At 63.4% G+C, this 13,689-nt stretch carries 9 protein-coding genes; 3 read left to right on the forward strand and 6 right to left on the reverse strand.

The genetic code is table 11. The features are described 5' to 3' along the window. Nucleotides 1-9 precede the first annotated feature (9 nt). The 4 genes from KK141_RS02695 to KK141_RS02710 form a co-directional block, all read right to left on the reverse strand. Nucleotides 10-4,647, reverse strand: coding sequence for an RHS repeat-associated core domain-containing protein (locus KK141_RS02695; RefSeq protein WP_214570835.1), 4,638 nt, complete (start codon nucleotides 4,645-4,647; stop codon nucleotides 10-12). A 187-nt stretch (nucleotides 4,648-4,834) separates the two neighbouring features. Continuing rightward, nucleotides 4,835-5,209, reverse strand: coding sequence for a hypothetical protein (locus KK141_RS02700; RefSeq protein WP_214570836.1), 375 nt, complete (start codon nucleotides 5,207-5,209; stop codon nucleotides 4,835-4,837). Between the two features lie 96 nt (nucleotides 5,210-5,305). Then, a complete protein-coding gene (locus KK141_RS02705; protein ID WP_250901494.1) occupies nucleotides 5,306-6,304 on the reverse strand; it encodes an alpha/beta hydrolase-fold protein in 999 nt (332 codons plus the stop codon). A gap of 73 nt (nucleotides 6,305-6,377) precedes the next feature. Continuing rightward, a complete protein-coding gene (locus KK141_RS02710) occupies nucleotides 6,378-7,862 on the reverse strand; it encodes a serine hydrolase domain-containing protein (RefSeq protein WP_214570837.1) in 1,485 nt (494 codons plus the stop codon). A gap of 142 nt (nucleotides 7,863-8,004) precedes the next feature. Between KK141_RS02710 and KK141_RS02715 the strand changes: the two genes are divergently transcribed. Beyond that, on the forward strand, nucleotides 8,005-8,181 hold the full coding sequence (locus KK141_RS02715) for a hypothetical protein (RefSeq protein WP_214570838.1): 177 nt from the start codon (nucleotides 8,005-8,007) through the stop codon (nucleotides 8,179-8,181). Between the two features lie 13 nt (nucleotides 8,182-8,194). Here KK141_RS02715 and KK141_RS02720 read toward each other — a convergent pair whose 3' ends face one another. Then, a complete protein-coding gene (locus KK141_RS02720) occupies nucleotides 8,195-8,491 on the reverse strand; it encodes a hypothetical protein (protein ID WP_214570839.1) in 297 nt (98 codons plus the stop codon). A 580-nt stretch (nucleotides 8,492-9,071) separates the two neighbouring features. Between KK141_RS02720 and KK141_RS02725 the strand changes: the two genes are divergently transcribed. Next, entirely contained in the window at nucleotides 9,072-11,708 is a 2,637-nt protein-coding gene (locus KK141_RS02725) for a TonB-dependent receptor (protein ID WP_214570840.1), read from the forward strand. A gap of 120 nt (nucleotides 11,709-11,828) precedes the next feature. On the opposite strand, the gene KK141_RS02730 is transcribed toward KK141_RS02725, so the two are convergent. Further along, nucleotides 11,829-12,728, reverse strand: a complete 900-nt coding sequence (locus KK141_RS02730) for a LysR family transcriptional regulator (protein ID WP_214570841.1) — start codon at nucleotides 12,726-12,728, stop codon at nucleotides 11,829-11,831. Nucleotides 12,729-12,827: 99 nt separating this feature from the next. Between KK141_RS02730 and KK141_RS02735 the strand changes: the two genes are divergently transcribed. Beyond that, complete coding sequence (locus tag KK141_RS02735; RefSeq protein ID WP_214570842.1) at nucleotides 12,828-13,688, forward strand: aldo/keto reductase family oxidoreductase; 861 nt, start codon at nucleotides 12,828-12,830, stop codon at nucleotides 13,686-13,688. Nucleotide 13,689 lies beyond the last annotated feature (1 nt).

A 13,689-nucleotide genomic window follows, 5' to 3' on the forward strand; every position in this document is an offset into this window, starting at 1 on the left:
GCCCTCCCTCTAAATACTTCCATCGTCGTAAATTACCTTTCCGCCCAGGGCTTCGAACATGTGGCAACTGAATGCATCTCCAGACATCTGGCATTGCTCACCCATTTTCTGTTCGAGGAATTCGAACAAGAGCGGTGGACAATCAGCCTTGAGGAAATTTCTCTTAGCCACTTTTAACCATCCGACAACTTTACGCAGCCGCGCTCCTTTGAGGCTGCCACTCTTCACAGCGTCTCGCGCCGCATTAATAGCGCGATCAATTTCCTTGGGATCAGATTTAGCAGTGAGCCTTGGCATAAGCGGATCGTTGCCACCGATATTCGTGGAACCTTGCACCTTGCTTTCCCCAAGGGGGTCGAAGAAGTTCATCGGACTTCCATCAACATAGGCATACGTAGATGGACCAGATTCAGACTCGATACCCAAGGGATCGCTTTGAACGTAACGTCCACCCGCTGGATCGTAATCTCGTTGAACGTTCTGGTGCAGGCCCGACTCTGCATCGTAATACTGGCCAGGAAAGCGCAGGCTGAGGGTTGTTCCCGTGGCTGAAGGAACCTTTTCGCCGAACGGATTTGCGTCATAGCCCCACCGCCAAACCATAGATCCGGAGCCGTCAGTGACCGCTCGCGGTGTGCCTAGAGCATCCGCATGCACGTAACTCACAGTGCTGGTGACGCCATTGGTATCCACCATAGCCACTGGCAAGTTGTCGAGCCAGACGTAGGTGCGGCTCGTCGTACCGTACTCACCCGCAAGCTGGCTATCTTCGTCGTAGGCGAAGCGCTGATTGGTCGCGGCCTCCTTGGCCACACGCTCCCCCATGGCGTTATAGACGTAGTTCGCAACCGTCTGGCCATTGTGCTGCACCACCGTCATGCGATTGCGGTCGTTGTAGCCATAGCCGAACGTGTCGCCACCCGTCCCATTACCCGTGGTGTTGCCGTTGGCGTCGTATGTGCGTGCGCTGCTTCCGATGCTCGTCAGCCAGTGCGTACCCGCCTGATAACCATAGGTTCCCGTTGCCAGCCCGTTGCTTGCTTTGCTTAGGCGGTCGCCCGTCTTGTTATAGGTGTACGCCTCGATGGCCTGCCCCTGGGCATCCTTAAGTCCCATCAAGCGATAGAGCGGGTCGTAGCTGTAAGTCTCGATGGCTGGATTGGCGCCCGGCGCATTGCCCAGCGCCGTGATGTTGCCCATCGCATCGCGCGCGAAGTGAAGATTCAGCGCCGGACTGACGACATCCGTCATCGCGTAGTTAGCATCGTAGCTACGCGTGATCGTCTGGCCATTACCCAACGTATAACTGGCAATAGGACCGAACGGCAGGTAGCTGACATTGGTTACCACGTTGCCAGCACTGCCCGCACCCGGCAGCTGTGCGGTGACCACATTGATGCGCCCCAAGCCATCGCGGCCGTACTGGATGAATGTTCCATCCGGCGTGCGAGTGCTAGCGAGGCGATCCGCCACGGTATAGGTGTAGCTGACCGTATCGACGTTGGTGCCCTGGGTCTGGCGCTTCTGCACCACATTGCCGCGGAGGTCGTAGCAGTAGACCGTGGTGACCGCTGTCTCCACCATGCTAGTCAGGCGGCCGGCTGGATAGGAGCCCGTGCAACCGGTAACGCTATTGGCTTCGTCATAGTGATAGCTGACGTTGGCGGAGCTGGTCGGATAGGTGGTCGCCGTAACGCGGTTCAGCGCATCGTAGGTGCTGTGACTGACCACGCCCCTCGCATCCGTGGCCTGAATGCGATTACCCGCGGCGTCATAAACGTAGGTGGATGTGCCGGTATCCGGACTGTGTAGACCGGTGGCGTTGCCCAGGCCGTCGTAGTCGTACGTCGTGTTCAAACTATCCGGATCGCTCACGCCCTGCAGCTCGTCGCGCGGGCCATAAGCGAACACACTCTGGGTGTTCTGCGTAGCGGTGTCGGTTCCGTTGTAGTTATCGATCGTGCTGACCAGGCGGTTCAGCGCGTCGTAACCTTGCTTGCGCTGGATGCCCAGCGCATCGGCGCTGCGCACGAGGTTGCCATTGCCGTCATAGCTGTCGCTGAAGCTGGCGTCGAACACCGTGCGATTGAGGCCATCCTTGATGCCGGTCAATTGGCCCAGCGTGTTGTAGCTGCGGGCCAGCGAATGGCGCAGGGTGTTGCTGGCATCGAAGGTTTCTTCCTTGGTCTTGTTACCGGCAGCATCCAGCGTGTAGTGGATGCGGTTGCCCAGGGCGTCCGTGATACCGGTGAGGCGGTGGGCGGCATCATAGGTGTAGGTCACCTGCACGCCGTCCGGGTCCTTGATCGAGGCAACGGCACCGTAAGGCGTGTAGCCGATCTGCGTGACGGCATCGTTCGGTGAGGCACTGCCGTCAGTGTTCGCGCGGACGGTGCGAGTCGACAGCCAGCCGCGCGGCGTGTAGGTCGAATCGGTCAGGACGCCGTTGGCGTCGCGCTGACGGACGACACGGCCATTCTTGTCGTAGGCCACCATAGTGGTGACCTGCCCAATGGCATTGGTGACCTGATAAAGGTCGCCCGCCCGGTGACAGGTGCCGCCTGCTGTGCCGCACCCCGACTCGTCGGCGCTCAGGTAGTAGCCGTAATGGGCCGTGCTAGTGATGTCGGTGCGCGGTCCGGTGATGCTAAGAAGCAGTCCGATGCGGGGGCATTGCGTGCCATCCACGGCATCGCAATACGTATAGGTCCAGCGACGCACGCCAGCAGGAACAGTCCCAGTAGCGGCACAGGTGTAGTTCGCTGCCGTCGAAGCATCGATGTCACAGCGCGCAAGCGCCCATCCGGCGGCGTTGTAAACCCAGCTGGTGCTGGACACGACATTGCTGCCGGCATCGCTGAGCGTCCGCGTCAGAGGTACGCGAAGGGCCGCACTCCACCCGATACTGGCCGTACGCTGCGTCGCCGTCCCTACGCCCTCGACGCGCTGCTGCAGCAAGCCTTTTGCATCGAAAACATAGCTGGTGGTGACACCGTTCCAATCCTTGGCGGTCTTCAGAAAACCATTGGCGTCATAGGTCATGCTCTGGCCCATGCATTCCTTGCATGCGGGCCCACTGACCATCATCAACCGCCGGCCGCCGGCAATGCTTTGGTAGTTATAGCTGCGCTGGGCGCCGAGATTGTCGGTTACGGTGGTTACGTCACCGCTGTAACTCAGCGTGCTCGTGTCCACATTGCCATTGAGCGCGCTGCCGGTCGCCATGCCGGTAGTGCTGTCGTAGGTCCACGTGGCGTAGGTGGAGTTGACCTCATCCACCCAGGCTGTCAAGGCTTGAGGGAAACCCGTGGCCTCATACTTGTAGCCGACCGACTTTCCATCCGCATAGGTCACGGAAGACAGACGGCCGATGCCATCGTACGTGTAGTGCACCGTCGTCTGATCGGGCAAGGTGAGCTGATCGAGCAGCCCGGCGGTGGAGTAGCTGAAGCTCAGTACTCGCCCGTAGCTGTCGGTCACCGAGCTGACCTGGCCCATGTCCGACTTGGGTCCAAATGTCGTCGCAACCGTTCTTGTATAGCCGTCACGCCGGGCGATCTGCAGCAGATTGCCGTTCATGTCGTAACTTTCGACATCGCCATTTTCGGCGGTCAACGTGAATCCGGCACTCGTCGCCGCGAGGGAAATAGCGCTCTGGCCGGCTGATGAACAGGTGCCGTTGTAACAGACGAAGTGGTAATAGCGGCCATCGGGGCGGAAGACGGAAAAAGCAACCGCTGCGTCCGCCATGGGCTTCGAGTACGCCAAAGCCCCAACGGTGTTGAGCACAGAAACCACCGCTCCGTTGGAGAGCTGACACTGACCGCCTCCTGCGTATGTCGCGGTAACGCCGGTGAAGTCAGGATTGGGGGCGCTTCCGCCAATGCCCTGAACGATGTCGCCCATGCCTTGAACGCAAGCCTCTTCCGCCGAACCGTAAACCGAAGAAGTCGACGAAGCGCGAAATGTTACATTCGGTCGAGGCGACTTCAGACTCCTGTTTAAAGGGTAAATGTGTCTGGATGCGTACTCGTTCTGCCAGCCATATCTACCGAGGTCGGGAGTCAGTGGATTGCTGTTGTAGTAGCGGGCATAGGTCAACCCACCATCGCCGTCCATGAAGTCAACGGCCGACTCCGACATGTTCCCGGAGCCCATCTCAATGGGATATTTCGTCGCCGCCCTCCCCTGCTCACATTGGCACTGCCCCTTATCGGCTTCATTGCCCGCCAAAGTGAGGTAGTAACCTTCTCTGCAGAACCATTCCCCGGAAGGCTTGTAGTAGGACCAGACGGAGTTGTTGTCGCAGGTATAGACCTCATACGTAGCCACCGGATAGAGGCTGGCATGACCGGAAGAATCGGTACAACTCGTTTCGCCGATCATGTAGCGCGTGTACTGATGAACGCCATGTGCGGCATTTTCAGGTAGTTCCCTCCATCCGATGGGCACGCAGGTCGGAACCCCATACGGCCAACCCGACGCCAGGTACGGCTGCCAGAACGCACGGGCATCAGCCTCAGACCACATCTGCTTATTGCCGTTACTAGCCTGCGTGCCCAACTTCCACGTATTCCAGTTCTGCGCGTTAGCAACAGACACCAGTCCGAATACGCAGCAAAACACTGTAAGCAGCCAGCGCCTCATACCCATTCCTTCAACCAGGAAAAGTTTTTACCCACAAAAAAACCGAGGCTGCACCGCAACCTCGGCCCTATATCGAAATCTTCTACGACGGCCTCGCCATCGAACGTGATCAAACCCTCATCCATGATTTTCCCTCTCTAGGGATAGTCCTAAAACAATAGCAACTTCAAAGAAATCTTCCCTTTTCTCAACGACTAGCCCCCAACAACCCCACCTTATACCCCGCCTCCCGCAACCGATTCGTGGCCTTCGCATTAAGCACCAGCAACGTAATCAACCCCACCAACGGCACGAACATCAGAATCACCAGGATCACCTTCGTCCCCGTGCCATAGCCCAGCCCGCTGCCGATGCGCAGGATGCCCATCAGCGACAGCACCAACGATGTGATGGCCAGCAAGGCGGCGATGGTTTCTCCCGCGCCGCGCACCAGGATGATCGCCAGGTACACCAGGATCGCGTAGATCACCAGCTTCTGGCCGCTGGCCACCTGCTCGATGCCCGGATCGTTGCGCAGCGTGTCGCCTACCGGCGCCTTGGGCGCCTCGTACGGATTGCTCATGTTGTCCCCCCTGTCGTGGCTGGTCGCCGGATCAGCGCCCTCCCTGTCCCCCAGGGCGCGCGCCGTATCGTGCCGCAAACAGGCGCGCGGCGGGAGTCACCGGGTCGAAGCGGGTTCCTGCGGCGGCGTCAGCATGGCCTGCAGGCCGCGGGTGATCAGCGCGGGGAAGACGGTGAGGTGGTCCTCGTCGCCGATCACCACCGAGCGGATATGCAGGCCGGGGTAATGCCGCGACTTCAGCACGCGCTCGAAGGCCTGCGCATTGCGCACCATGTCGACGGCGTTGTGATAGCGCTTGTCGGGCGAACCGGGATCGACGGTTTCGAAGCCGCCCAGGGCCATGAACACATCCGCCGGCAGGTCCTTGTGGCTGGCGGCGTAGGCGCGTTCGCGCTCGAACATCACCTTGCTGTCGAACTGCAGCGACGGACTGCCGAGGATGTAGTGCTCGAACATGCCCGGCTCGGTCAGCAGCATGTGCACGCCGAGCAGGCCGCCGTAGGAATGGCCGGCGTAGATCTTGTCGTGCATGTCGGCGCGGTAATGGCTGGCGACGAATGGAAACACTTCTTCGACAATAAAGCGCCGGTAGTTTTCCGCTTCGCCATAAAGTGGCGCGCGGCCGGGCATGTCGGATTCTGCGCTGGATGGGCCTTTCGCCGTCGGCGTGTAGTCGCGGTTGCGGCTGTATTTCGGCGTGTCGCCCTTGGCGTAGGAAAGGCCGATCAGGATGAAGTCGCGCAAGCCGTTGCCATGGTCGCCCACGCGCCGGGCGATGCTGCGGATCAGCGGAAACGCGTAGGGCGCGTCGGTGACGAAGACCACCGGATAGTTGCGCTCCGGATGCTCGGCGTAGCCGTCGGGCAGGTAGACGTCGAGCTGGTAATCGCGTCCAAGGATCTTCGACGGCAGGTCGCGCACCTCGGTGCCTTCCAGCACATAAGCCGGCGGCGCCACGGGTGCGGCGGCGACTGCGGGTGCCGTGGATGCGGGCGCCGGTGCGGCTGCCTTGGTCGAGGCGGCAGGCGCGGTGCCATTCGAGCAGGCCGCGAGCAGAACGAGTGCCGCCGTCATGGCGGCCGAACGAAACATCATGAGAATCCCTGGCGAGAGCTGCGGCGAAGAGCGGCGGCCATCGAAACACAAGCGCCGCTCCCTGCCAACGCTGTCATGGCTTCGCCGGCGCCAGCTCCGCCAAGCGCGTCCTGGCGTGCTCGTTGTTCGGGTTGCGCTCCAGCGACAATCGATAATTGGCGACGGCGTGTTCGCGCTCGCCCAATGCCTCCTGGCATTCGGCCAGGCTGTCGTAGGGATTGAAGCTCTGCGGATGCTGCGCCACGTTGTAGGCAAACACCTGCGCCGCATCCTTGGGCCGCTTGTCCTGCTGCAGCAGCCGGTAGCCCAAGCCGTTGAGGTAGTTCTCGCTCAGATGCAGGCCCGGATAGGTGCGCGCCACCTCGGCCACCGTGGCGGCGACATCGCCATAGCCGTGCTCCGCGAACGCCTTCTCCAGCGCCGCCTCCGCGGCCGGCTTGCCGAACACCTGGGCGCGGATGTGATCGGCCGCCATTTGCAGCTGGCCCTGCGTGTTGTTGGCCCTGCGGTTGGCCAGCAGTACCACGCCGTAGCCGGTGCCGGGATAGACCTCCATGAAACTGGCGAAGCCGAAGGTGCCGCCGGAATGCACGAAATGGCGCTGGCCGTCGATCGTGGTGTCGATGATCCAGTTGAAGCCGATCGCGAATTCGCCCGGATCGCCCCATTGCGGCTGGTGCGTGAGCTTCACCGCCAGATCGCTCTCGTCGAGCTGCCGCGCCACGTACTTCGCCATGTCGCGCGAGCTGTAGCGCAGGCCGCCGGCGGCACGCGTCACCGGCGCATCCCATACCGGCGCGACGCGGCCTTCGTTGGTGTAGCCGACGGCCATCTGCGCGGCGCGTGCTTTGTCGATGCCGCTGGCCATGCCGAGCGGGCGCTCGATGCGTTCGGCGAGCAGGGTTTCGAACGGTTTGCCGAGCAGCTTCGCATCGATCAAACCCACCACTTGCGCGGCGACATTCGAATGCGCCGGCGTCTTGCCGGGTTCGCGCTGCAGCTTCGCGCCGTGCAGGTCGGCGAGGAACTGCGGCGGCGTGTAGCGGTTGAGTCCTGCCACGAGCACGAACGGCACCTCGCCCGGCTTGGCTTCCTTCGCGGCGCGGGTCAATGCATCCGGCAGGTTGTCCGGCAGCGCCGAAGTGGTCGACACCAGCTGCTGCAAGGTCACCGGCCGCCCTTCGTAGGCCAGGCCGGGATAATCGCCGGGCGGCAGGTAGCGGCGCATGTCGTCGCCCAGCTGCGGCTTGTGTTCCAGCATGGCCTGCGCCAGCAGCAGGCTGCCGAAGGTCTTGGTGATGGAGCCGATCTCGTAGACGGTGTCGGCGGTGGGCGCGCGCGCCTTGCCGCGCTCGATGGTGCCGAAGTCGTAGAACGAGGCCTTGCCGTCTTTCACCACCGCGATGGAGAGGCCCTCGGCGTTGCCCGCCTCGATAAACGCCTTGCCTTCCTTGCGGGCCGCCTCGTCGAGGCGTTCCTGGGCGGTCTGGGCGGCGTGCGCGCCAGCGGCCCAGAGGGCGGCCGCGGCGATGCAGGCGGCGAGCGTGGCCCTTGCCATGGTGGTTCCCCTTGGATGCGCGGGCGGGGCCACGCGTCCGCCGGACTCTAGTGGCCTCTTCGCCGGCCGGGCTACGTGACTTCCGCCATCCCCGCCCCCATCATCCGGATTCCCGTCCGGATCCGCCCACGCGGCTACGCCCATGACTCACAAAACGCCCGCCGAAACGCACGTCGTCCCCGACCCCGCCGAGAGCACCGACCATCCCGGCATGCATCGCCCGGGGCATACGGTGCTGGATACGGTGGAGACGAGCGAGTTGGATGAACTGCAGCGCGAGGATGCGTTGCGGCATTCGATTCTGCGTACGCCGCGGTAAGCGCGGCGGCCGGTCAGCTCATGCTGTACCAGTTCTCCGTAAGGAACGAGCTGGCTGACATGAAGAGCAGCATCGTGCCGGCACTCGCCACGCCGATGCCGAACAATGCCCAGAGGCCGGCCTTCCTGGCGCCGCCATCATCGCTCGCCGCGCCAGCCACCACCCAAAGCACGACCAAGGCCGCGAGCACCCATCGCGCCAGGGCCAGAAATGGCCCATCCCATGCGGTGTAGTAGGCGTTCGCTACGGTGGCGACGATGACGCCAAGCATCAGGCGCACCGCAATGCCGGAACCTCCGTTGTCGCTCATCGTGTCCTCCCGGTCGTCGCGACATGATTTGTTCTTCAAATTGGATTCTCAATAGGGCGTGGTTTCCCGCCCCCACGCTTTGGTCTCGGCCAGGGCCATCGACCGCCGGCACGACAACGTGGTCATGCCTTCCGCAGCCATCCGGACAAAACCCCCCGGCACGGCTTTAAGAACGAGTCATGTGTGCACTGCAAAACGCGCACATCGGCGCCCTGCTTGAATCGATTCAAATTAGACGCTCCAAATTTTTGCGATGCGCCATAAAGACTCAGGCACTCAATAGCTTAGATGTTGACCACCGTTGTTTAGATCGTGGCAAAAATTCGTTGACAACGTTATCGGGCACGCCTAAGACTGCGCGGCACGCCTCCGTGGAAAGGGAGTGGTTCGACGGAGCGGCCGCGGGACGGTATCGACAGTCGGGGGGACTGACGTACCGGCCGCAAGACGCGCGGCGCAGGAAACCAGGCAATGAGCGGACAGACGCACACGGGCCCCGGGCTCGTGCGGTTTCGTTCGCCCCACGAAAACGAACGGGTGCCCGACACCCGGCACAAATCCCCGATCGGAGGCATCGACCATGGACTACCGCAGAAGCACGCTCGCCGTCAGCATCCTGTCCGCCCTGCTGTGCGCCGGCACGGCGATGGCGCAGGACGCGGGCACGGCTCCCGCCCAGAGCAACGACCCGAACAAGCCGCAAACCCAGCCGCAGACCCAGCAGGGCCAGGCCAAGCAGCTGGAGACCGTCACCGTCAGCGGCATTCGCGCCAGCCTGCAAAAGTCGCTGGACCTGAAGCGCAATTCCGACTCGATCATCGACGCGATCTCCGCCGAGGACGTGGGCAAGTTTCCCGACACCAACGTGGCCGAGTCGTTGTCGCATCTGCCCGGCATCAGCGTGGACCGCAACTTCGGCGAGGGCGACAAGGTCAGCATCCTCGGCACCGATCCGGCACTGAACCGCCTGCTGCTCAACGGCCAGACCGTGGCCTCCACCAACTGGACCAGCGACCCGAACCATCCGGACGGCCGCTCGTTCAACTACAGCCTGCTCACCTCGGAAATCATCGGCACCGCCGAGGTGTACAAGACGCCGCAGGCGCGCATCGACGAAGGCAGCATCGGCGGCACGGTAATCGTCAACACGCGCCGCCCGCTGGACCTGAAGGCCAATACGCTCACCGGCACCGTCAGCTACGGCTACAACGACCGCGCCGACAAGGGCAAGCCGAACGCCTCGGTGCTGTACAGCTGGAAGAACGACGAAGGCACCTTCGGCGTGCTCGGCTCGCTCATGCATTCGGACCGCATCATCCATCGCGAAGGCACCGAGATCTTCGGCTACCAGCGCGCCAACGATCCGAACGATACCGATCCGAATCACCAGTTCCCGGCCAGCGTGGTGCCGCCGGGCAGCAGCTTCACCTACCCCACCGCGATCAACACCGCGCTGTTCACCCAGCACCGCAAGCGCGACGGCGTGGCCACCGGCATCCAGTGGAAGCCGAACCAGTCGTTCGAGCTGAACCTCACTGGCCTGTACGTCACCGAGAAGTTCGACAACTACAACCAGAGCCGCTACGGCGACTGGTCCGGCAGCGCGCCTGCCGCGACTTCGGTCAACGTCGCCAACGGCGTGGCCACCGGCGGCTCGTACGGCGCCAGCGCGCCGACCTATCTGGACGGCTACGAGCGCTTCTCCAAGGTCAACACCGGTGCGCTGCAGCTGCGCGCCGACTGGCACGGCGAAGGCTGGAATGCGTCCAGCCAGATCGGCTACACCAATTCCTCGGGCGGCTCGCAGGGCATCTACAGCCTGCAGTTCCGCGGCTACGGCGGCTACAACTGGAACCTGGCCGGCGAGCATCCGCAGATCAACTACAACACCGACCCCACCGACGCCAGCCAGATGCTCGCCCACGGCGCCGGCTTCAGCCGCGCGCCCAGCTACGACCGCGAGCGCTATTTCCAGGCAGATTTCAGCCACGACGTGGCGCTGGGTCCGTTCAATACGGTGGAGCTGGGCGTCAAGAGCACCAACCACTTCAACGGCCAGACCAACTACGCCGCCAGCATTCCCACGCTCGACAACAGCGGCGTGACGCTCGCCAACCTGCAGGGCGGCATGACCGGCAGCGATTATCTCGATGGCCTGAGCCCCGCCGGCAATATGGCGCGCTGGGTGCAGATCAACAAAGGCGGCCTGAAGAACTACGTCAACTCGCTGTTCACCGACGCACCGATGGACCCGAAGGCCACCTACGCGATCACCGAGCAGAATCGCGCCTTCTATATCCAGGGCGATTTCGGCGGCACCGACTGGCGCGGCAACGTCGGCGCGCGCTACATCCACACGCGCAACGGCATCACCGGCTACAACGTGATCGCCAATAACCAGTACGAGCCGGTCGACCAGAAGAACCGCTACAACGAGTGGCTGCCGTCGTTCAACATCGCCTACGACGTGCGCGACGACCTGACCCTGCGCTTCGCCGCCGCCAAGACCCTGGCCCGCCCGCGCTACCAGGACATGACGCCGTACGTGGCGCTGGACGACCGCACCCACACGGGCTCCTCCGGCAACGTCGACCTCAAGCCCTACAAGTCCACCAACTACGACGCCACCGCCGAGTGGTACTTCGCGGAGAACAGCCTGCTGTCGGCCGAGTTCTTCTTCCGCCGCATCAGCGACTACGTGCTGTACGACACCGTGGCGCGCACCTACTACGACCTGACCGCGCAGCAGAACGCCGTGTACCAGATGGTGACGCCGGTGAACGCGGGCGTGGCGAAGGTCAAGGGCGTGTCGCTGACCTACCAGGCCAGCTTCGGCTACGGCTTCGGCCTGGCGGCGAACTACACCTACTCGGACGACGACACCAGCAACAACTTCCCGCTGCCGTACAACTCGAAGAACTCCTTCACCCTCACGCCGTACTACGAGCAGGGTCCGTGGAGCGCACGCGTCACCTTCAGCCGCCGCTCGCCGTACTTCACCCAGATCGGTGTGCTGGAATCGCAGCAGATCACCGGCCGCTTCCGCCAGCTGGATGCCTCGGTGTCGTACCAGCTCAACGATCACGTGCGGCTGCAGCTCGATGGCACCAACCTGCTGGACGAGACCTACTTCGTCTACAACGGGTCGCCGAGCCAGCCCTATAACGCGTACAAGAACGGCCGCACTTACACCTTGAGCATGAACTTCAAGCTGTAACACCGAGGCGCGGCGTAGGTTGGGGTGAGCGCAAGCGAACCCCAACAAACGTCGCCGCGCATGGCCACGTTGGGGTTCGCTTGCGCTCACCCCAACCTACGCCGGTACGCCGATGCTCCTTCAGGCGTTTGCGGCCTTCACGAAGTCGACGAAAGCACGCAACGGCGCCGGCAGATGCCGCCGCCCGGGGTAGTACAGGAACGGACCGGAGAAGTCCTGCCACCACGCTTGCAGGATCGGTTCCAGCGCGCCGCTGTCCAGATGCGGCCGCAGCAGCTCCTCGTAGAGATGGATCACGCCCAGCCCCGACACCGCGGCGTGGATCTTCAGGTCGAATGCGCCACCGGGGCTCGCCACCATCGGACCGGACGGATCGAGCCGCACGACTTCGCCGTCCCGTTCGAACTCCCACAACGGCATCGCGCCGCTGGCGAAGCGACCGCGCAAGCAGGCGTGTGCGAGCAGCTCACGTGGATGCTGCGGCCGGCCGCGGGCATCCAGGTACGCCGGCGCCGCGGCCGTGGCGAAGCGCTCCACGCGCGGCCCCAGCGGCACCGCGATCATGTCCTGCTCCAGCCGCTCGTCGTAGCGGACACCGGCATCGCAGCCGGCGGACAGCACGTCGACGAAACTGTCCTCGACCACCACTTCCACGCGGATCTCGGGATACTGGCGCATGAAGCCGGTCACCAGCGGCGGCAGCACGGTGCGCGAGACGCCCGCCGGCACGTTGAGCCGCAGCGTGCCACTCGGCTTGTCGCGGAAACCGTTGAGCACGTCCAGCGCCGCTTCCATTTCATGGAGCGCCGGCGCCAGCCGCTCGATCAGGCGCTGGCCCGCCTCGGTTGGCGCGACGCTGCGCGTGGTGCGATTGAGCAGGCGCACACCGAGCTTGGTTTCCAGGCGCCGCACCGCGGTGCTCAGGCCGGAAGCCGACAGCTCGCCCGCGCGCGCCGCGTCGCGGAAACCGCCGGCCCGCACCACCGACACGAACGCCATGAGATCGTTGATCTCGGCCATTGTTCAGTCCTTCGCACAGCCCGTGCACATGGAACCGGATTATCCGCCAGGCCGGCTTTCCTCATAGTGCCCACCGCACCCACTGATGAGGCAACTGCCATGTCCCCGCTCGCTTATTCCTTCGCCGGCCGCAGCATCAACCGCATGGGCTACGGCGCCATGCAGCTCGCCGGTCCCGGTGTGTTCGGCCCGCCCAAGGACTGTGCCGCCGCCGTCGCCGTGCTGCGCGAAGCCGTGGCCGCAGGCGTCGACCATATCGACACCAGCGACTTCTACGGCCCGCACGTCACCAACCAGATCATCCGCGAGGCCTTGTATCCGTATCCGGAGCGCCTGCTGCTGGTCACCAAAGTCGGCGCGGTCCGCGGCGCCGATGCGTCGTGGCTGCCGGCGCAGGAACCGGAAGACCTCGAGCGCGCCGTGCACGACAACCTGCGCAACCTCGGTCTCGATCGGCTGGACGTGGTCAATATGCGCATCGTCGGCGCTACCCATGCGCCGAGCGAAGGTTCGATCGCACGGCAAGTCACCGCGCTGGCCGAACTGCAGCGCCAGGGCCTGATACGGCATCTCGGCCTGAGCAACGTCACCGCGGCGCAGGTGGCGGAAGCGCGCGGCATCGCGCCGATCGTCTGCGTGCAGAACCACTACAACCTGGTGCATCGCCAGGACGACGCCCTGGTCGATGAACTCGCACGGGAAGGCATTGCCTACGTGCCGTTCTTCCCGCTCGGCGGCTTCAGCCCGATCCAGTCCGGCGAGCTTTCCCGCCTGGCATCGGCGCTCCATGCCACGCCGATGCAGGTCGCGCTCGCGTGGCTGCTGCATCGTTCGCCGAATATCCTGCTGATTCCGGGCACGTCGTCGGTCAAGCACCTGCATGAAAACCTGCAGGCCGCGAAGCTGGTGCTGTCCGGCCCCGTGATGGCCGAACTGGACGCGCTCGGCCAAGCGGATTGAT

It is taken from the genome of Dyella sp. LX-66 (genome assembly GCF_018599165.1).
GTDB classification, from domain to species: domain Bacteria; phylum Pseudomonadota; class Gammaproteobacteria; order Xanthomonadales; family Rhodanobacteraceae; genus Dyella_D; species Dyella_D marensis.